The organism is Candidatus Enterococcus testudinis (assembly GCF_002140915.1).
Lineage (GTDB): Bacteria > Bacillota > Bacilli > Lactobacillales > Enterococcaceae > Enterococcus_D > Enterococcus_D testudinis.
Map to the genome: position 1 here is coordinate 829,967 of NZ_NGKU01000001.1, position 19,234 is coordinate 849,200.

General features: G+C 42.4%; 21 protein-coding genes. 12 read left to right on the forward strand and 9 right to left on the reverse strand.

The genetic code is table 11. The annotated features are described in order from the left end of the window. Positions 1-72 precede the first annotated feature (72 nt). Positions 73-1,449, forward strand: a complete 1,377-nt coding sequence (locus tag A5886_RS04040; RefSeq protein ID WP_086273751.1) for a PTS transporter subunit EIIC — start codon at positions 73-75, stop codon at positions 1,447-1,449. A gap of 27 nt (positions 1,450-1,476) precedes the next feature. Beyond that, positions 1,477-2,922 carry a glycoside hydrolase family 32 protein gene (locus A5886_RS04045; protein ID WP_086273752.1) on the forward strand — a complete coding sequence of 482 codons (1,446 nt, stop codon included), beginning with the start codon at positions 1,477-1,479 and terminating at the stop codon, positions 2,920-2,922. A gap of 38 nt (positions 2,923-2,960) precedes the next feature. Here the strand turns inward: A5886_RS04045 and A5886_RS04050 are convergent, their stop codons facing one another. Next, on the reverse strand, positions 2,961-3,632 hold the full coding sequence (locus tag A5886_RS04050) for a cyclic nucleotide-binding domain-containing protein (protein ID WP_086273753.1): 672 nt from the start codon (positions 3,630-3,632) through the stop codon (positions 2,961-2,963). A gap of 87 nt (positions 3,633-3,719) precedes the next feature. Between A5886_RS04050 and A5886_RS04055 the strand changes: the two genes are divergently transcribed. Together A5886_RS04055 and A5886_RS04060 are read left to right on the forward strand one after the other, a co-directional pair. Further along, a complete protein-coding gene (locus A5886_RS04055; RefSeq protein ID WP_086273754.1) occupies positions 3,720-4,403 on the forward strand; it encodes a YczE/YyaS/YitT family protein in 684 nt (227 codons plus the stop codon). 91 nt (positions 4,404-4,494) lie between these two features. Beyond that, complete coding sequence (locus A5886_RS04060) at positions 4,495-5,745, forward strand: PTS sugar transporter subunit IIC (protein ID WP_179189964.1); 1,251 nt, start codon at positions 4,495-4,497, stop codon at positions 5,743-5,745. A gap of 378 nt (positions 5,746-6,123) precedes the next feature. Here the strand turns inward: A5886_RS04060 and A5886_RS04065 are convergent, their stop codons facing one another. Together A5886_RS04065 and A5886_RS04070 are read right to left on the reverse strand one after the other, a co-directional pair. Further along, on the reverse strand, positions 6,124-7,098 hold the full coding sequence (locus A5886_RS04065) for an ABC transporter substrate-binding protein (RefSeq protein WP_086273755.1): 975 nt from the start codon (positions 7,096-7,098) through the stop codon (positions 6,124-6,126). Positions 7,099-7,108: 10 nt separating this feature from the next. After that, the gene (locus A5886_RS04070; protein WP_086273756.1) at positions 7,109-7,846 is read right to left on the reverse strand and encodes a polysaccharide deacetylase family protein; all 738 of its coding nucleotides are present in this window, start codon (positions 7,844-7,846) and stop codon (positions 7,109-7,111) included. A gap of 95 nt (positions 7,847-7,941) precedes the next feature. Here A5886_RS04070 and A5886_RS04075 point away from each other — a divergent pair, with 95 nt between their 5' ends. The 3 genes from A5886_RS04075 to A5886_RS04085 all read left to right on the forward strand — a co-directional run bounded on the left by A5886_RS04075 (position 7,942) and on the right by A5886_RS04085 (position 10,281). Next, positions 7,942-8,655 carry an ABC transporter ATP-binding protein gene (locus A5886_RS04075; RefSeq protein WP_086273757.1) on the forward strand — a complete coding sequence of 238 codons (714 nt, stop codon included), beginning with the start codon at positions 7,942-7,944 and terminating at the stop codon, positions 8,653-8,655. After that, positions 8,652-9,383 carry an ABC transporter permease gene (locus tag A5886_RS04080; RefSeq protein ID WP_086273758.1) on the forward strand — a complete coding sequence of 244 codons (732 nt, stop codon included), beginning with the start codon at positions 8,652-8,654 and terminating at the stop codon, positions 9,381-9,383. The genes A5886_RS04075 and A5886_RS04080 overlap by 4 nt, the downstream gene beginning before the upstream one ends. A gap of 121 nt (positions 9,384-9,504) precedes the next feature. Further along, positions 9,505-10,281: a sulfite exporter TauE/SafE family protein gene (locus tag A5886_RS04085; protein ID WP_086273759.1), complete on the forward strand. Its 777-nt coding sequence runs from the start codon at positions 9,505-9,507 to the stop codon at positions 10,279-10,281. 73 nt (positions 10,282-10,354) lie between these two features. On the opposite strand, the gene A5886_RS04090 is transcribed toward A5886_RS04085, so the two are convergent. From A5886_RS04090 to A5886_RS04105, 4 genes are all read right to left on the reverse strand, one after another. Continuing rightward, positions 10,355-11,200 (reverse strand): hypothetical protein, encoded by an 846-nt coding sequence (locus A5886_RS04090; RefSeq protein ID WP_086273760.1) that lies wholly within the window; start codon positions 11,198-11,200, stop codon positions 10,355-10,357. Between the two features lie 133 nt (positions 11,201-11,333). Next, positions 11,334-11,549, reverse strand: coding sequence for a DUF378 domain-containing protein (locus A5886_RS04095; RefSeq protein ID WP_086273761.1), 216 nt, complete (start codon positions 11,547-11,549; stop codon positions 11,334-11,336). A 39-nt stretch (positions 11,550-11,588) separates the two neighbouring features. Then, the gene (locus A5886_RS04100; RefSeq protein WP_086273762.1) at positions 11,589-11,924 is read right to left on the reverse strand and encodes a YrhK family protein; all 336 of its coding nucleotides are present in this window, start codon (positions 11,922-11,924) and stop codon (positions 11,589-11,591) included. Between the two features lie 25 nt (positions 11,925-11,949). Next, positions 11,950-13,083: an alcohol dehydrogenase catalytic domain-containing protein gene (locus A5886_RS04105; RefSeq protein WP_086273763.1), complete on the reverse strand. Its 1,134-nt coding sequence runs from the start codon at positions 13,081-13,083 to the stop codon at positions 11,950-11,952. Between the two features lie 290 nt (positions 13,084-13,373). On the opposite strand from A5886_RS04105, the gene A5886_RS04110 reads away from it, so the two are divergent. Then, the gene (locus A5886_RS04110; protein ID WP_086273764.1) at positions 13,374-13,649 is read left to right on the forward strand and encodes a hypothetical protein; all 276 of its coding nucleotides are present in this window, start codon (positions 13,374-13,376) and stop codon (positions 13,647-13,649) included. A gap of 14 nt (positions 13,650-13,663) precedes the next feature. On the opposite strand, the gene A5886_RS04115 is transcribed toward A5886_RS04110, so the two are convergent. After that, a complete protein-coding gene (locus A5886_RS04115; protein WP_086273765.1) occupies positions 13,664-14,197 on the reverse strand; it encodes a cysteine hydrolase family protein in 534 nt (177 codons plus the stop codon). A gap of 216 nt (positions 14,198-14,413) precedes the next feature. Between A5886_RS04115 and A5886_RS04120 the strand changes: the two genes are divergently transcribed. The 4 genes from A5886_RS04120 to A5886_RS04135 all read left to right on the forward strand — a co-directional run bounded on the left by A5886_RS04120 (position 14,414) and on the right by A5886_RS04135 (position 18,204). Then, a complete protein-coding gene (locus A5886_RS04120) occupies positions 14,414-15,727 on the forward strand; it encodes an ABC transporter substrate-binding protein (RefSeq protein ID WP_086273766.1) in 1,314 nt (437 codons plus the stop codon). 124 nt (positions 15,728-15,851) lie between these two features. Next, entirely contained in the window at positions 15,852-16,763 is a 912-nt protein-coding gene (locus A5886_RS04125) for a carbohydrate ABC transporter permease (RefSeq protein ID WP_086273767.1), read from the forward strand. Further along, entirely contained in the window at positions 16,763-17,617 is an 855-nt protein-coding gene (locus A5886_RS04130) for a carbohydrate ABC transporter permease (protein ID WP_086273768.1), read from the forward strand. The genes A5886_RS04125 and A5886_RS04130 overlap by 1 nt, the downstream gene beginning before the upstream one ends. Then, positions 17,614-18,204 (forward strand): hypothetical protein, encoded by a 591-nt coding sequence (locus A5886_RS04135; protein ID WP_086273769.1) that lies wholly within the window; start codon positions 17,614-17,616, stop codon positions 18,202-18,204. The genes A5886_RS04130 and A5886_RS04135 overlap by 4 nt, the downstream gene beginning before the upstream one ends. Positions 18,205-18,252: 48 nt before the next feature. Here A5886_RS04135 and A5886_RS04140 read toward each other — a convergent pair whose 3' ends face one another. After that, entirely contained in the window at positions 18,253-19,080 is an 828-nt protein-coding gene (locus A5886_RS04140; protein WP_086273770.1) for an NAD(P)H-hydrate dehydratase, read from the reverse strand. Between the last annotated feature and the right edge of the window lie 154 nt (positions 19,081-19,234).

The following is a 19,234-nucleotide window of genomic DNA, read 5'->3' on the forward strand; positions in this document are numbered from 1 at the left end:
AACGGTTTCTGTTAATCTACAAATGTAGAACCGGTTCCATAAAAGAATATATACAGTCAGGAGTGGCAAAAAATGAATGAAGAGCAAATAATCAAGGATGTATTGGCGGCAGTAGGTGGTCCTGAAAATGTAAAAAATTATGAGCATTGTGCAACTCGTCTACGGTTAATTCTGAAGGATGATCAACGAGTGGACAAAGAAAAAGCAGAAAGTGTCTCCGGGAGTAAAGGGTATTTCTTTCATACTGGACAACATCAGTTTATTTTTGGGACCGGTAAGGTCAACCAAGTTTATGCGGCTTTCGCAAAAGAAATGGGTCTGACAGAAATGGAGGGGCAGCAAACATTCAAAAAGGATGTTTACGCCAATTTGTCCCCAACTCAGAAGGTCATTCGTACACTATCTGATGTGCTGGTTCCCTTGATTCCCGCGTTGGTAACAACGGGTTTGCTGATGGGTATCCGTGGCTTGTTGGTTGAACTGGGTGTCTCTTTCAGTGCGGATTGGTATGCGATGTTCGAAATGTTAACGGATACAGCATTTGCCTTTTTACCAGTATTGATTGCTTATAGTGCGACCAAAAAATTTGGGGGTAATCCGATCATCGGTATTGTTGTTGGATTGATGATGGTTTCGCCGCAATTGCCTAATGCTTGGGCGGTTGCAAGTGGGGATGCTAGTCCGCTGCATTTGTTTGGCTTGTCTATTTCAGGTTATCAAGGATCGATTTTCCCCGCAATTATTGTCGGCTGGCTGGTATCAACACTAGAACGGTGGTTTCGAAGATTTGTTCCACAAATCATGGACTTGATCGTGACGCCTTTTCTCACAATAGTTGTGACATTGGTGTTGGTTCTATTCGCGTTAGGACCGATATTGCAAGTTGCTGAAAAAGCGGTTATCAATAGTATCGTAAGTGTGGTTCAGGCGCCTTTTGGTATCGGGTATATTTTATATGGTGGGCTGCAACAGCTGATCGTGATCACTGGATTGCACCATTCATTGAGTATCGTCGAATTGGGCTTGTTGAATACGACTGGTGAAAATGTGTTGCAAGTCTTGGGTACAGCGAGTATGGCAGGACAATTTGGTGCAGCAATCGCAGCAGCTTTCTTGTACCGTGATCAAATCAAACGGTCGAATGCAATCAGCGCGGCAATTCCAACACTGTTTGGCATTACTGAACCTTTGCTTTTTGGTGTCAATCTTAGATCTATGCGTATTTTTATTTCTGGGGTGATTGGCGGTGCTGTTGGCGGCTTTGTCACCTACCTGTTCCAATTGGCTGCAACTGGTATGGGCATTACGTTTATTCCCGGGTTACTTTTATATACGGGTGATTTGTCAGCGATGTTGAAGTATATCGCAGTCATCATTGTGGCTTTTGCGGTTGGGTTTGTTTGTGTACAAGTACAACGCGGACGAATCATCAAAGAAATCAATCATTAAACCAATCTAGTAGTAAGGAGGTTCACTATGCTGAACAAAGAATATTGGCAAACGTTGAACCAAAAACAAACGAATCTAAAGAAAAAAATCGCTCAAGATCCTTGGCGCTTGGCGTATCATCTTATGCCTGAAACTGGATGGATGAATGACCCCAATGGATTGTGTCAGTTCAACGGGACGATCCATTTTTATCACCAATATGTGCCGCAAGAAGCTGCTGGTGGACTTGCACCGCACTGGGGTCACAAGACATCGACGGATTTTGTTTCATTCAAAGAGGAACCCGTGTTTCTTTCACCAAACCATGCGTATGATCGCGATGGTGTATACTCAGGGTCAGCTTTTGTTGAGAATGATCAAATTCATTTTTTCTATACTGGAAATGTCAAACAGCCTGGTGATCATGATTATACCTACAGTGGAAGAGAACAAAATACGGTGCATGTAGTGAGCAACGATGGTTTTTCTATAAACAAACAAGAAGTCGTGATTCCTCATGCAGCTTATCCCTCCGGGTTTACGGATCATATTCGCGATCCCAAAGTATTTAAACGCGGAGATACGTATTACATGATCTTAGGTGCACGGACTGTAAATAATGAAGGGAAAATTCTGATTTATGATTCTACCAATTTGTCTGATTGGCATTATCGCGGGATATTTTTTGGTGGAATGGATGACTTTGGTTATATGTGGGAATGTCCTGATTATTTTCAAATTGACGGACAAGATGTGCTGTTATTTTCGCCACAAGGAATACCTAATCAAAGGGAATCATTCCAAAATAGATTTCATTCAGGGTATATCATAGGTCAAGTGAATTGGGAAACCTTCACTTTTCATGAAAGTAGTCCCTTTAGAGAATTGGATCATGGATTTGATTTTTATGCGCCCCAAACGTTTTCAGATGAACAAGAACGTCGGATTTTATGGGGATGGATGGGACTAGGTGATACATTGCCAGAATATAGCAATCCAACTGTTGCCCGTGGTTGGCAACATGCTGCAACGCTACCACGAGAATTACAGATCTGCGAAGGCAAACTTCTTCAACAACCTATTGCCGAATTGCAACGTTTACGTGGAAAACAACAACACAAACAGATCCAGTCACCAGCGTGTGAGCAATCATTTCAGACACCAACGTCTGCCTATGAAATGATTATAACGATCAATCAGAATGAACCGAGATGGCAGATTGAACTATTAGAAGATACTTTGCTCGATTATGATGGTACGACGTTGACCATGTCTCATGGTCCTTCCGGATATGGACGCAAGCACCGCAGGGTAAAAATCGATGAATTGAAACATCTGCATATATTTGTAGATCATTCCTCCATTGAAATCTTTTTAAATCATGGGACTGCATGTTTGACTTCAAGAATATATCCCAAAAAACGGCAATCAGCTATGGGTCTGACGGGTTTCACAGACTGCTCTATCGACTATTGGCCATTAGCAAGTGAATAGTGTGAATCTTTATAAAAACACAGAGGTGCATCAGACGTTTAGTCTGATGCACCTCTGTGTTTTTGATCTATATAGTTATTTAGTGCCTCATGATTGATACGATAGCCTTGATTCTGCTTTTGAATCAATCCTTGTTCTTTGAACCGTTTCAGTGTGAACGTTAGGTGCCGGTAACTGACGCCTAAAAATTCGGCTGTTTCGGTTATTTTTTCTTGATAATGATCCTCGACGGATGTTTCCATAAGCAACATGGCGAGGCGCAAGTCTAATGGATATGTTTGCTGCAGCATATAGCTGTCCATTCGCAGCAATAGTTTTTCTCCGATTTCTTTGGCTAATGCTTGAACAAAGTAAGGATCTTGCATCAATTGTTGTTTGGCCAATTGTATCGGGATACCGATGCAGCTGGTTTTGCCTAGGGCAATGACTGTCTTTGGTTGTATCTCAGCCCCAACAAGTGTCAAATCTCCAATCGAATCACCGGGCTGCAAAAAATGGAGCAGTGCACGTTTTCCATTGGCCTGATCCTTGATGATTTTGGCTTTGCCAGAAAGCAAGAGATAGAAATAAGTCATTGGTACAGCATCTTGCTGGATCGTTTCATTGTTGTCGAAAGTGAGATAGTCGCTTTTTGCCAATACTTCTGATGCGAGGGGCAAATAGTCGAATTGTTGGAGATCGATGTGGTCATTGTAAGGTCTCTTATCCATTTTATCCTCCTAAATAGGAGATTTCTCCTATCGTTTATGATGTAGTATACCACATAATAAGGGCAGAAAAAGAAAGAAGGAAAGACAATGAATACCAAAAAACTAGCCGCATCGCTTTTGTTTTATAGTTTGAGCGCATTAGGCATCAGTATGACCATTAAGGCCGGTGTAGGTGTCAGTAGTTTCAACGCTTTAAATGTGACACTGGCTTCAGCATTTATCATCAAAGCCGGGACAGTCACAACAATCATCAATCTATTGTTTTTGTTGCTGTGCTGGATCATAGAAGGCAATCAGGTGAATGCCCGAGTGAAGCGACAAGAATATCTGGTGATGGGCAGCTCTTTACTGTTTTTTGGTTATTTGATCAATGGCTTTGTTTATACGCTATTTGCACCAGTTCAATTGACCAGTTACAGTCTGCGTTTGCTCTGTTTTGTTTTAGGCACAACGATATCTGGGATTGGCACAGGACAAGTGCTGCGCTTGCATTTACTCAAATTTCCGATTGAACATTTTTGTCAGTTAATCGCGCAAAAAAGTCGTTGGTCCTTCAAACAATTGCGTTATGGGATCGATTTCGTCTGTATCGCTTTGGCTTTTATTGTAGCAACTGGCTTAGCGTTGCCTCTTGTGATTCGTGAAGGCACGATCATTAGTTTCTTTTTGCTGTCAGGGGCGATCGCTTGGTCCAAAGAACGCAACTTGATTGTTATCAAAGGAGGGAGTAAGAAAATACCTGCACAGCGGATTGAGAAAGAAAATCGCTAATTAGAAGGCTTTAGACATGCTAGAAATCCAATTTTAGGCTACGCTATTAGAAAGGGGTTTGTGACAAACAATTGTTGGGAGGTTTTAGAGGATGAATCAAATGATGCAAGTATTTCAAGAGCGGGTTGCGCCTAAATTATTGGCAATCAGTGAAAATCGGTTTTTGATGGCAGTGCGAAATGGGGTTGCTGTCACCATGCCTTTGACGATCATTGGCAGTTTGTTTTTGATCTTAGCCAATTTACCCTTTAGTGGCTGGAATGATTTTATTGGGGACTTTGGGCTCAAATTAGGTGCCGTCAGCAATTTTACGTTTGGCATTTTGGGCTTGGTCGCTTGTATTGGGATCGCGTATTATTTAGCGTTGTCCTATGAAATCGATACGATTGGTTCAATCGTTTTGGCGGTGTGTGCATTTTTGCTTTTGCAGGCGGGAGATGACTGGGGGCTTGATGTCTCTTCATTAGGTGCTACGGGTTTATTCACTGGCATCGTAACTGCTATTTTGACTGTCTTGATTCATCGCTTTTTTCTCAAACATCGCTTGGTGATTCGGATGCCAGCGGGGGTCCCGCCAGCTGTTGCCAAAAGCTTCGAGACATTGATTCCAGGGGCTGTGATTATTACCGGTGCTTGGGTGATCCGGGTTTTATTTGCCTTTCATGTCAACCAATTTGTCCAATTGTTATTTTCACCGCTGGCTGTCGGCTTGAATACATTGCCCGGTATGCTGCTGTATACGTTCTTGATTTTATTGTTATGGTGTTTGGGGATTCATGGCAGTAATGTGATGGGCAGTATTGGTGATCCTATTTTCTTGGCTTTGTTAGCGGCAAATACCGAAGCCTATACCGCAGGAGAACCGTTGCCGAATATCTTCGCCGGCGGCTTTTATATCATGTTTTTGTGTTATGGCGGAACTGGGTCGACGATGGGCTTGATCATAAATATGTTGTTTTCTAAGAAAAAAGCGTACCGCTCTCTAGGAAAAATGGCATTGCCCTCAGCGATATTCTGTATCAATGAACCGATTATTTTTGGCTTTCCAATTGTGATGAATCCAATCATGATGATTCCATTCATTTTGACGCCACTGGTTTTATGTACCGGCACATATCTGCTGTCTGTCACCAATATCATTGGACGAATCATGTTCAATCCACCTTGGACGACCCCGCCAATCATCAATACCTACTTAGCAACTGGCGGCAATCTGCCAGCTGTGATTTGGAGTGTGGTTTCTTTAGGCATCAGTGTCGCTATTTATTATCCTTTCTTCAAAATCAGTGAACGCCAGCTGCAAGAAGAAAGCAGCGAACATACAGCATCGTTGGCTGAGTAGAAATCGAGTATTACTAAGATGTGTAGGGTGATTCAAGGGAATTCTATTGGTTATTGACAGTGGCAATTATTTTTCAGTTTAGTACAATGATAGTATAGTCAAAAGAACGAAGGAATGAATGATGGTGCAATCTATCATCACATTTCGTATTCCGGATGATGAAAAAGAAATGGTGCTTTAGTATGCTAAAGAAAATGATGAAGTAGGTATTTCTCAAATGGATATGGAGAACCTGTTAGATGAGCTATAAGGTGATTTAAGTGTCCGAAGTTCAAACAAAAAGTTATGTGATGATCCATTCTTTCGCATCAAAAAAGACAAAGCACGTGGTATCGTCCTTTGTCTTACACTAAAAAGTCGTTGGTTGCAGCGGCTTTTTTATTTATCTGTCAGAAAGTCAACGTTGACCAATTCATCGTAGGTATAACTTTGATCGATTTGACCTTTGTCTTTGGTCCAAGCGATGATATCCGCGAATTGATCTTGGGGTACTGCTTGGGCATAAGGATAGGTATCCGTTTGACTATCCAGATAGGTGCTCATGGCATCAGGGAATTGATAATCAGCAAGGATATCGGCATAGTCTTTGGCACTATGGTCATTCATATAGTCGATTGCTTGGTTGTAAGCAGTATAAAATGCTTGGATATCTTGGGGGCGATCATTGACGATATCCGTCATAAATTGTAACGTCCCACCTTTGATACCCGCTTCTTTTGAACTGCCTAAGACGATTGCCCCTTGTGCTGCCAGCATACTCGCTTGCGGTTCTGTATAAACAGCGCCGTCGACTTGATCACTCAATAACGCTTCTGACCGTGCGGAAAATGAAGCGATATCTACGATTTCATAAGAGAAATTTTCTTCCTCCGCAAATTGATCCATGATATATTCTAGGATAAAGTTCGGAACCAATGTTACTTTTTTATCGGCTAAGCCACTGATGTCGGTGATTCCTGAATTGGGTGAAGCCAAAATTTTGAAATCTTCCAGAATATCAGAAGTAACGGTCATATCGATACCGTTTTGTTTGAACGTTGCTTCAGTCATGACATCGCTGATAGTTCCTTGTAATTCTCCTGCTTGAATCGCCACATTGCGGTCATTCGGGGAAGTAAAAGATTTGATTGCAACATTCAATCCTTGGTCTGAAAAATAGCCTTCTTCTTGTGCCAAAATAATCGGAATCGCGGACTCCGCTGGCAAGATACCAATCGTCAAGGGTTCATCAGTCACGGCCGCTGTTGTAGTTGAATCAGTGCTAGATGAAGTGCTAGTTTCCCCATTGTTCCCGCAAGCCGTCATCCCCAAGGCAGCGAAAGTCAACAAACTCATTAAAAACCATTTTTTCATTTTTTTCTCCTCATTTCGTAAATAACTCTTTAAATGCCGTGATGGGCATATTGAAAGGAATCACATCTCGATGCAATTCTAGTGGTGCAGTATTTGTCGTATTGACCCCAGGTTTTGTGGTAAAAGCCAATTTGAAGCCACCATCAGTTAGCGTAGCCATAGTTGCCTCGTCGTAGAAACCAAAGGGATAGGCGAAGACGTCTTTGATGGCAACGAATTGATTGCAAAGACGCAGATCAGCAGCAAAATCAGCGGCTGTTTCCCACATCGAACGACCTTTGGACCCTTTTCGTTCATGAAAATGGTGGGTATGATTGGCATATTCAAAAACATCTGTCATTGTCAATAATTCAGATGCACTTAAAGTCCGCGAATGATTGGGATCATAGGAATAGAGCGTATCGAACAGCCAACCTGTGACGACAAACACACTGGCTTTGAAGCCGAATTCTTTTAAAAGTGGATAGGCATACTCTTTCAATGATTGGTAGCAATCATCGAAGGTCAGTAACACTGATTTTTCAGGCAACGGTTGTTGAGCCAAAAGATACCCTTTCACTTCAGCCAGAGTCAGGGTGTGATAATTTTCTGCTTTCAAAAAGGCCAATTGTTGTTTAAAATGAGTTGTACTATTGAATAAGGGCAATGGCATCGCATCTTGATAACCGTCTGCGACTAAGATCGGTCTTGTTTGGTCAAGCAGCTCTTGTTCAGGGCGTATTTCGTGAAATACGAGAGTCCGAAACATACAAATCCTTCCTTTCTTGTTCTTGAAACAAAACATAGTATAGCACGAAATGTGAAATGTAACACAAATAATTTTTAATAGAAAGAAGGCTTTTTGTGGCTGTTATATTTGATTCTGTCACTTTTTCTTATCATTCAACGCTTATTTTCAAGGATCTATCGCTCGTATTTGAACAAGGACGTTCTTATGCTTTGTTGGGCAAATCTGGCATCGGCAAAAGTACGTTGCTCACTTTGATCAAAGGCAATCAGCTGCCGCAAGCAGGTACGATCCGCTATACTGCACCATCGGTGATTGAGTTGGTGTTTCAAGAGTACCGCTTGTTCCCATGGCAAACGGTGTATCAAGCAGTAGAAATGCCATTAAAAATCCAAAAAGTCAACAAAGCACAGCGTCAAAAAAGGGTGATGGAGTGTTTATCCACATTGTCACTTACGTCGGTCAAAAATCACTATCCCCGCCAATTGAGCGGTGGTCAGAAACAGCGGGTGGCGATGGCAAGAGGATTGATCACAGCGCCTGATTTTCTTTTATTGGATGAGCCGACTTCTTCACTGGATCAAGAAACCAAAGAACAGGCGCAAGATTTGATTTATCAAGCGCATCAACACAATCAAAACGGCTTGATCTTTGTGACCCATGATGCGGAAGAAGCGGCTTGCTTGGGTCAAACGATTTTGTTGATGACAAGTAAGGGAGTGGAGGTCATTGACAGTCCTTTGGATTTTTCCAAACAGCGTCGAGATACGCCTGCATTTGATCGGTTCGCTCTTATGTTGAAGCAAAGGCTAAGAGGAGGTGCCCAATGACCACAGGACGGAAATTTTTGTGGGGCTTACTCAGTTTTGTATGCTGTTGGTGGGGGCTGAGTTGGCTGACGAATAATCGTTCCTTGCCAAACCCGTGGGAAACGGCAGCGCGTTTCTGGGCCTTGCGGGAGGTCATCTTTCTGCATGCCGGTGCGAGTTTATTCCGTGTCTTAACTGCCTTATTGCTGGCACTGATGGTTGGGATTCCACTGGGCATCTATTTGGGACGCTCGTCTATTGGCGGGAGATTGTTTGGTCCGCTGCTTTATTTTTTGTACCCCATTCCTAAAGTGGCTTTTCTGCCGATCTTTATGCTTTTCTTTGGTTTGGGCAATCAATCAAAAGTGCTGTTGATTTTTTCTGTGATCGTCATCCAAGTGATTGTTTCGATTCGCGATGCAGTCAATGAGATTCCGGTAATCTATGAAGAAGTATTGAGCAATTATACTGCCAAATGGCGGCATCGCCTATATTATGTGATTTGGCCCGCATTACTGCCGGCGTTATTTGCCAGTTTGCGAGTCAGTATTGGTATTTCTTTGGCTTCACTGTTTTTTGCTGAAAACTATAATACTGTCTATGGTGTTGGCTATCTGATTTTAAGTGCCTGGGCCAAAATGGATTATCGCCAAATGATGGTGGGGATCGTGATGATCGCCCTGATAGGCTATGGCTTGTTTGCTGTGATCGATTGGCTGGAGCAGAAGGCTTGTCAGGGGAGAAAATGAGTAGGACTTAATGAGTTTCTATTTACCTGACCTTATTTTTTCGAAGAGAAAAAGCTTGTTTTAATCAATTAGATACGTAAAAATAGACTAGGTAGTGTTTAATTTTGAGTGGGGGAAAGATATGACAGGTTTCATCTATTTTATCGTGATTATCATAGCCAATACACTGGGCACTGTATCCGGAATGGGTGGCGGGGTTTTGATCAAACCCGTTTTAGACTTGGTTGGCGCCCATTCAGTTGCTGCCATTTCTTTTTACTCAGCAACAGCTGTGTTAACGATGTCCCTCGTTTCTACAGTTAGACAATTAAAGTCTGGTCAAAAATTAGAGTGGCAAGTCGTTATGGGGGTTTCGATTGGGGCAATCGTTGGTGGTTTCATCGGAAATACAGTATTTGATTTCTTGCTGAATGTTTTTAAAAATGATGATATGGTTCAAATGATCCAAATCATCTTGACCATTGTCATGTTGCTTTTTGCATTCTTTTATACAAGGTATCAGTGGCGAGGGTTTCATTTAAAACATGTATTATGGTATCTGTTATGTGGCTTGATTCTTGGTTTTTTAGCCAGTTTATTAGGGATCGGTGGCGGCCCAATCAATGTTTCTTTGTTGATGCTTCTTTTTGGCATACCGATCAAAGAAGCAACGGTCTATTCGATTTGTACCATTTTCTTTTCGCAATTGGCAAAAATAGGATCAATGGCTATAGGAACAGGCTTTAACCAATTCGATTTATCGATGCTTGGGTTTATCATTCCAGCAGCCATTATAGGTGGTCTTTTAGGTGCCAAGGCTAGCCAATTGCTTTCTCCTGAAAGAGTGACTGTCGTTTTTCAGTTCGTTATTTTTCTTGTATTGTTGATCAATATTTATAATGGCTTTCAATTGTTATAAATGAATTGGCTCAAAAAATAGGCACACTTTACAGAAACCATCTGAAAATGGATCTCGTAAAGCGTGTCTTTTTTTATTTCCATTCAGACAAATAATCACCATTCAACGCATATACATAATTGATTTCCGTTCGATCCCGAATACCATTGACACCAACCGTCCATGTCCATTCACCTTGACTGCCATTCAAAATAACGATACTGACACCGGGGAGATAATGATCCAGTTGTGCTGCGCGTTTTTCTGCGTCTTTGATGATGGTGGGGATGATCCCCCAATCAATCGCGTCATAGTCAATCGTCTCGTCTTGCGCAAGCGTGATCGTGTCTGCTTCTTTTTTCCATTTGCTCAATAGGTTGGTGGGGTAATACCAATATTCATCTTGCAGATTGGTGTTTGGGTTGATGATACGGGCTACTGCGTAGATGCCGCTCTTTAGCGGAACATTGCGAACATGGAAGCTATAACTGATCAATTGAATGTCTTTCCCTTTGAATGACGCTTGATTGGGAAGTGCAGCCATAATGTTTTCGGCACTATCGGCTTCACGAAACAAGTGACGATCCACTGGCAGCCATGTGCTGACAATCCCCACAAAAACCGCAATCAATGGGAGCAAAACCATAGTGGTTAGCCAGTAAATAATTGACTTCTTTTGTTTTTTGAGACCGAACATAAGACTGACAATCAGCCATACAATGATGCCTGATATCAATATATAGGGAATCAACCGCAACCATTGGTGTCTGTTCTCAACGACGTCATATTCTGATAAACCAAACCAGTTTTCAGCAATCGTCAAATTGTTCAAGAAAATCCACCCACCAGCGATTACAATGAGAAGAATGACTACCAGAAATAGAATAAGTCGTCTTATGATGATTCTATCTCGATTGAACGAGGAGTTATGTTTGTCCATCCTGCACATCCTTTGCGGCGTTTTATTGAATATAGTCAGCCTATTTATTCAAGCGTAGTACAATCAAAGTTTTTTTTCAATCATTATGTACAAAAAAAGCCTGCATCAAATCGATACAGGCTTCATCTTATGTTTAATCGAGGGTTTGTTGTTGCGCAATACCCGGGAAAAGTTTGAGACAGTATAAGGCGCTAATCCCAACGAGCACATAAATCACTTTTGCTACGATCGAGGTTTGACTGCCGGTGATCGTAGCCACTAAGTCAAACTCAAATAAGCCAACCAGCAGCCAGTTGATGCCGCCGATGATCAAGATTGCTAATGCAATGCAATCAAATGTTTTTAGCATGGTATTCTCCTTTCTGTCTTGAATCAATAAGTAGAAGGATTACCCTCCATCATCACTGATGGTCACATCTTTTTGCTTGTCGCCATCTTGATTGCGTTCATTGTAAATAAAGACGTGGCGGACGATCTTGATCAACGGACGAATCGTTAAGAAGATACCGCCAATCAGATATGCAACCGTGCCATAAATTGCAGGCAGTGGTGTCAACGAGACAATACTGCCGAAGATATAGAACAATCCTGTTAAGATATCGTTTGTCAGAGAAATCAACATGTAGCGATTTTCGAAATAAATACGAAAGCGGCCACCTTTGATAATGATATCCTCTTCTTTCCCGGGATCGAATTGATGCTCATTCCGCTTGATTTTTGGCACGTTCCATCACCGATCCTTCTAAACGTTAAGGTTTCAAAACGACTTTGATGTTGTTGTCTGCTTTTTGATCAAAAATCTCATAGGCTTTCGTTGCGTCAGCTAGCGCCATCGTATGAGTGATGATTTGCGTTGGATCGATCTCATCGTTGGCAATCATCTCATAAATTTTCGGCATTAAATGGATCACAGGGGCTTGTCCATGTTTTACATCTACATTGCGCATAAAGAATTCTTGCAATGGATAAGAAGATGCTGGTGTCATGTAGACCCCAGTGATCTGCACTGTACCGAATTTTTTAACTGCTTTGGCCGCCATTTGGATGGGGGAGATGGTGCCGCTTTGTAAACTGACCAAGTTTTTGGCTTTTTCTTTCACAGGCTCTAAACCATCCATACCGACACAATCGATGATCACATCGGCGCCGCCTTTGGTCAGTTCATACAAATCGTCACCGCTCGTTGCCAAATCATCTAATTGGAAGGTTTCTACTTGATTATAGCTGTGGGCTTTATCCAAGCGATGGGCCACAGGGTCGACAGCGATAACTCGTTTGGCACCAGCCATGACAGCGAATTTTTGGGCAAAAAGACCAACTGGGCCAGAGCCTAAGATAATCACGGTATCATCTTTTTTGACACCTGCATTTTGGACACTCCAATAAGCAGTAGGCAAAATATCTGATAAGAACAAGACTTTCTCATCAGGGATCGACGATTCAGGTACGATAAACGATGTGAAGTCAGCAAATGGAACCCGCAGGAATTCAGCTTGACCGCCCCAATGATTGCCATTTAGCTTACCAAAGCCAAACAAGCCGCCATAAAGGGATTCTGTGGAAGAATTGTCACACTGACTTTCCATCTCATTCTGACAAAAATGACAGTGCCCACACCCGATATTAAAAGGAATGACTACCCGATCGCCTTTCTTTAGGTTGTGGACTTGACTCCCGACTTCTTCAACGATGCCCATCGGTTCATGGCCAACAACATATCCTTCTTCAAGCACAGGGCCACCATGGTGGTACAGGTGTAGATCCGAACCGCAAATAGCGGTTGCGGTGATACGGATGATGGCATCGGTGGGTTCTTGGATGATTGGATCATCCACGCGGCGAACCTCCATTTTTTGATTTCCTTGCCAAGTTACTGCATGCATTTTTTTTCCTCCTTTTGATTTCTGACGAACCGACAAACAAGGGGACTAAGGGAACATTACATTGAGACTGTTTTTCCAAAAATCGATTATACTTTTATTTTGCAGTGATTTTGGTGTTTTGACAAAGATAATGCTCAAACGGAAAAAAAAGGCGTCTTATAGCTGATTTTGGGCACACGAGAACAAATAATTTGCGAAAATGCCCCATTCATGACAGTATAGAAACGTAGCCTGTTCGTTAACATAAACGGAATCAAACGTTGATTGGACCTATTGAAGGAGGAGTAATCATGGATTTAACGATTCGCGGAGAAGCTTCTTGTACACATTGTAATCAAAATTTTGAAGGGAAAATGATGATTCATTTACAGGAAGATCTTGATGGTCAATTACAAACAGTTCCGCCATTAGAAGGCAATGAACTGCAAGAAGATGAAATTGCTATCCACTATGCATACGGTCCTGTTACTGAAGCCATTGAAGGGACGTTTACTTGTCCAAATTGCCAAACAGAAAATGCTGTACGCATCGAAATACCAGCGGAAGTGCTTGATCCGCCACTATAATATGCGTTTATTATTTAACAGGAACTGTCATTACGCAGTTCCTGTTTTTCGTCTGCGCCAACGATTTTCACATTGAAGTCTGTCAAAATATCAAGGCCTTCTGATTCATGGCTTTTTCCTGCAACCAATTCTTTTTGGATCATAAAATTGGCGTCTGGGAAGGCACTCTGAATCTCGATGGTATTGGAGAGGACACAAATATTGGTCTCAACACCTGTGATCTCGATATGTTTTTCTTCTTTGTCATGAAATATAGTTTCTTTGATATCGATCAATACTTCAGGGGGAATACTGTAATAATACTTTTTGACAACTTTTTCATTTTCGAGAGGCGCTAGTTCAGGGATGATTTGTAATGAGATGCTCTCTTCTTCGGGCGTATCTTTGAGATCAATGGGAATATCTCGTGTATGCAGAATATATTCTTGGTTTTCGCGGGCGCTTTTTAGCCGCTGGGCAATGCGCGTCACCAGTTCGTGACTTTCAGGTACATAGGCATCATTTGTTGGATCTAAAATTTGATTTTGCATATCAATAATAACTAGCATTCGTCATCTTTCCTTTCCGAATTCATTCGCTGTTCTCTATGCTCTATGATGAGGGAAAAAGCGTGCCAAATCAAAGAAAACGCTCTTTCGATTACACGTTTGAACAACGATAGTTTTTTTTAGTGAAAATGGAGTCATTATATTTGCTGATTCAATTTTCCCATGGTAGCTTCTACTTGTAACAGTAAAAAAAATAGGAGAGTGGGTTGGAATAAAATGAAAAAAATTTTTTATATGGGGACACTGCTTTTCTCAGTGGGTTTACTGGCAGCAGGGTGTGGCAGCAGTAATACAGATTCATCGGATAACGAGTCGCCCGATGGCAAAACAACATTAGATTTTTGGTCATTTTGGGGTTCGGGGGCACGACAAGAAGTGATTGAAGAAATCATTGCTGATTTCAATGCTTCACAAGATGAGATCGAGGTTAAGTACAGTTACCAGCCATGGGGAGATATCTGGACGAAATCATTGTCAGCGATCACCGCGGGGAATCCGCCGGATGTGATCGTGCAGGATATCAATTCTGTGGCACAGCGCGCTGAAGCTCAGCAAGCAACTGATTTGAGTGAATATGTGGAAGACGGTTTTTCAGATGAATTTTATCCGCAACTATGGGAAACCGTGGAATATGAGGACAAACCGTATGCTGTACCTTTCAATACGGATACGCAAGTGATTTTTTATAATAAGCAAATTTTTGAAGAAGCGGGTATCGGGGAAGAGGATTTGCCGCAAACGTGGGATGAATTGGAAACGGTTGCCCATCAATTAGACGTTAAAAGCGGCGATGATTTCGAACGGATCGGATTCTATCCATTATGGAATCTAGGTGCGGATGTCTGGGCACTGAATGCCGATGATGGTGTGAGCTGGTTTGATGATCAAGAAAATGTCACCATCGATACTGACAATAAGGTGGAGGCGTTAGACTGGATCCTAGAATGGCAAGAATATTATGGTCAAGATACGATCAATCGTTTAGAAGCTGAATTTGGTTCTGGGGTAGCTGATCCATTCATCTCTGGTTTGGTTGCAATGCGGGCCCAAAATATCAATTACTATTCTAGTTTAATGGAAAATGCACCGGAAGATTTTGACTTTGGGGTAATCCAAATCCCCGAAAAAGAAACTGGTTCAGGTCACTGGTCATGGGGTGGCGGATTTGTCTTAGAAGTACCGCAAGGCGCTAAGAATCCTGAAGCGTCCTATGCATTTATCAAATACTTGTCGACACCAGAAGTGCAAGAAAAATTCGGTGAAAAAAGTTTTGACATCATGGCCAATAAAACCGCCAACGAAAACTTGGTCAACAACGACAATCTAGATGAGAAAGGGCAAATGATCTATCAAATGGCCGATGAAAACTTTGCCAACACAGTGATCACCCCTGTGCCATTGACGGCTCCTGACTACAATAGTTTGGTCAATGAGCAGATCGACCAGATCCTGCTGGGAAATAAATCAGCAGCTGATGGTTTGGCGGATGCCCAAAAAGCCGTTGAAGATCTAGTAGAACAAAATAAATAAATACCAATTTTACTATCTGTCAAATGATCTGAGAGGAAGCATCCTTGTTGATGAATAGAGCAGGTGCTTCCTTTTCTTTCTTGATGTCTATTGGTTGATTGGTTTATGGAATGGAGCAGGAGCAATGGCAAACAAAATGTCGAAAAGCAAACGACAAGAAGCGCTTTGGGGCTACTTTTTCATTGCCCCATTTCTGATTGGCTTTGTTGTATTTATGCTAGGACCGATGGTGTTTTCTTTCATCGGCAGTTTTACTGATTATAATTTGACCTCGAAAATGAATTTTATAGGATTCCGCAATTTTACGAGAATGTTCACACAAGATACCTTATTTTGGAAATCATTATATAATACGGCGTATTTTGTATTATTCAATGTGCCATTGACGACTATGTTTAGCGTCTTTTTGGCCACTTTGTTGAATCAAAAAATACGCGGGATCAGTTTCTTCCGAACCACCTTTTATTTGCCGGCAATTTTATCTGGCGTGGCAGTCTATGTCTTGTGGATGCAACTGTTGTCGCCGTCAGCAGGGCTAATCAATACCTTTTTGAGTTGGTTCAATATCAAAGGTCCGGCGTGGCTCTTCGATCCGGAATGGACAAAACCAGCTTTGATTTTAATGAAAATCTGGAGTTCAGGTGGGGCGATGCTGCTCTACTTGGCGACATTGCAAAATATTTCCCCTGCATTATATGAGTCAGCGGAGATCGATGGTGCCGGCGTTTGGTCGAAATTTAGACATATTACTGTACCGTTGATCACACCGATTATTTTCTATGATGTGATCACGTCAACTATCGGCTCGTTCCAAATCTTCCAAGAAGCCTATGTCATGACGAAGAACGGGACAGGGGGACCAGCCAATTCACTGCTATTTTACAATTTGCATATGTGGAATAAAGCCTTTGTTGCCTTCGATATGGGGTATGCAATGGCCATGTCGATGATTCTATTCTTGATCGTCATGGTATTGACCTTTGTCAATTTGAAGCTGGCTCCTCGTTGGGTTCATTATACCGGGGGTGAAAACTAATGCAGATGCGTCAAACCAGTCAATCAAGCCAAGTCCGTTTCAAAAAAATCCTCAGCTATCTGGTGATGAGCCTGATCGGGATCGTCTTATTGATTCCATTGCTCTGGATGGTTTTTACTTCTTTGAAGCCGATGGAAGAGATCGTTCGCTATCCGCCCACATTTTTTCCAGAAGAAATCAATATCGCCAACTATTGGGAAACAATCAATGCCTTTCCGTTCTGGCAGTATGCCAAAAACACATTGTTTATTACCATCTTGGTAGTGATCGGCAATGTATTGTCTAATTCATTTATTGCATATGGCTTCGCTAAGTTAACATTCCCAGCCAAAAATTTGATGTTCGCCTTGGTTTTGTCTACCATGATGATTCCAGGTTTTGTGACGATGATTCCGCAATACGTACTATTTTCAAAAATCGGTTGGGTCGGAACCTATCTGCCATTGATCGTACCGTCCTTCTTTGGCAGTGCCTTTAATATTTTTTTGATGCGGCAATTTTATCTGTCTGTCAATAATGAGTTGATCGAAGCTGCCAAAATGGATGGGGCAAACCATTTATACATTTGGAGTCGGCTAATGATTCCTTTGACCAAACCAGCGTTGATCACGATTGCCATCAACGCCTTTAATGGCGCATGGAATGATTTTTTGGGCCCACTACTTTATATCCAAAATCAAGAGCAGTATACATTGCAGATTGGTTTGCAAGTGTTTCAGAATCAATCGACGACGCAATGGAATTATTTGATGGCAGGTGCCACATTGGTCTTGTTGCCCACGATCGTATTGTTCTTTATTGCCCAACGCTACTTTATTGAAGGAATGGATTTAACAGGAGGGTCAAAAGGATGAAATTACGGACAGCACCGCAACGCCTCAACCAAGGATTGCTGCAGGGGATCCAATGGCTACCACAACTGGTTGTCTTGCAGGGGTGGTGGCTGTTGTATACGGTCCCTCTTGTAACGAGCGTTGCTGCGACAAGGGCCTTGATTGAAGTCTTGGACTTGCTGCGGAAGGATCCGCAGCAAGAAGCCACGAGTGGACAGCTGTTTCGTCAACGGTTTCACCAGTTGCGTAAGCGAAAATCAGATTGGTTTTTCAGTGGTGCAATGGGGTTGATCCTCCTTGATTCTTTGATTCTTGGTCGTATCCAGCAATCATTCTTTCAGTTGCTTTCTGCCACTTTACTGGTGGTCTTTGTATTATGTATGTTCGTGTTGTTTTATCAGACGCTGGCAGGTGGGCATAATGCTGAGACTTTCCCAAAATTGTGGGTGAGTTTCTATCTATTCGGTCGTCAGCCAAAAAAAGTCATCGCATATCTTTTGTGGACTGCCTGTTTCACCTTTATACTGGTCCTGTTTGGTCCGGTCTATCTGCTAGTTCTCGGTGTTAGCGGGTGGATCTTAGGAAATATATATATTTATCACAAATAGACAGCCAAGGAAGTGTCGTTAAGCTTCCTTGGCTGTCTAAGATTGTGGTTACTGCTGGCTATATTGTTTCATATAACGGGGCAATGCTTCGCTGATTTGGGTCGGCAAGACAACATATTGGTCCTTTGCTAAATCTTCACCAATCAAACTGTGGAGAAAGACGGCCCCGTGAACGGCTGCTTCAGAGCCTTTGAATTGGGCCAAAAAACTGGTGATGATCCCCGCCAATGTATCCCCCATGCCGCCAGTCGCCATGGCCGGTGTGCCTAGCGAGTTTTCGACGATCTGTTTGCCATAGACTTGCGTCCGGTGACTTTTTAGCACAACCAGGCTGCCCAGTTTTTCTTGGGCTTGTTGATTGTGGGCGGTGGTTTGTTCCGCGATTGTTAATCCGCTCAGTCGTTGCCATTCCATTTGATGTGGGGTAAAAACGACTTGGTCAGGATACGGAAATGTCACTGGGTATTTGGCTGTCAATGTAATGGCGGATCCGTCGATCACCAACCACTGGTGTTCTTTTTGATTGGTAACGATGCGTTGCAGCAAATCAAAGTTATCTTTGCTTTCTCCAAGTCCAGGACCAATCAAGAGGACGTCGGCAGATTCTGTGACGGAATCGATCCAGTCTGAGCGGTGCCAATCGACAAACATCGCTTCTGGTAATCTGGCATGCAATGCCGAGCGGTTGACCGGGTCAGAAATCACCGTAGTGAGGCCAGTACCACCATAGACACATGCTTGAGCCGCCATCAGGATCGCACCGCCAAACTGCTGATTGCCACCAATGAGGACCGCCCGGCCAAAGGTACCCTTATGGCTTTTTGCTGGTCGTTGGCGGATGACCTCTTTTAATACTGTTTCGTTTAATCGTTCCATTGCTTGACTCCTTTCATGCCAAGATCGGCATCGGTAGGTGATTGATTCTATTATACCGATTAATCCAAAAAAGACCGACTAAGATGACCAAATTTTTTTCCATTTTTGGCTTAAGAGTGTTATCATAAAAGGCGAGAAAAGAAATGGAGGGAAT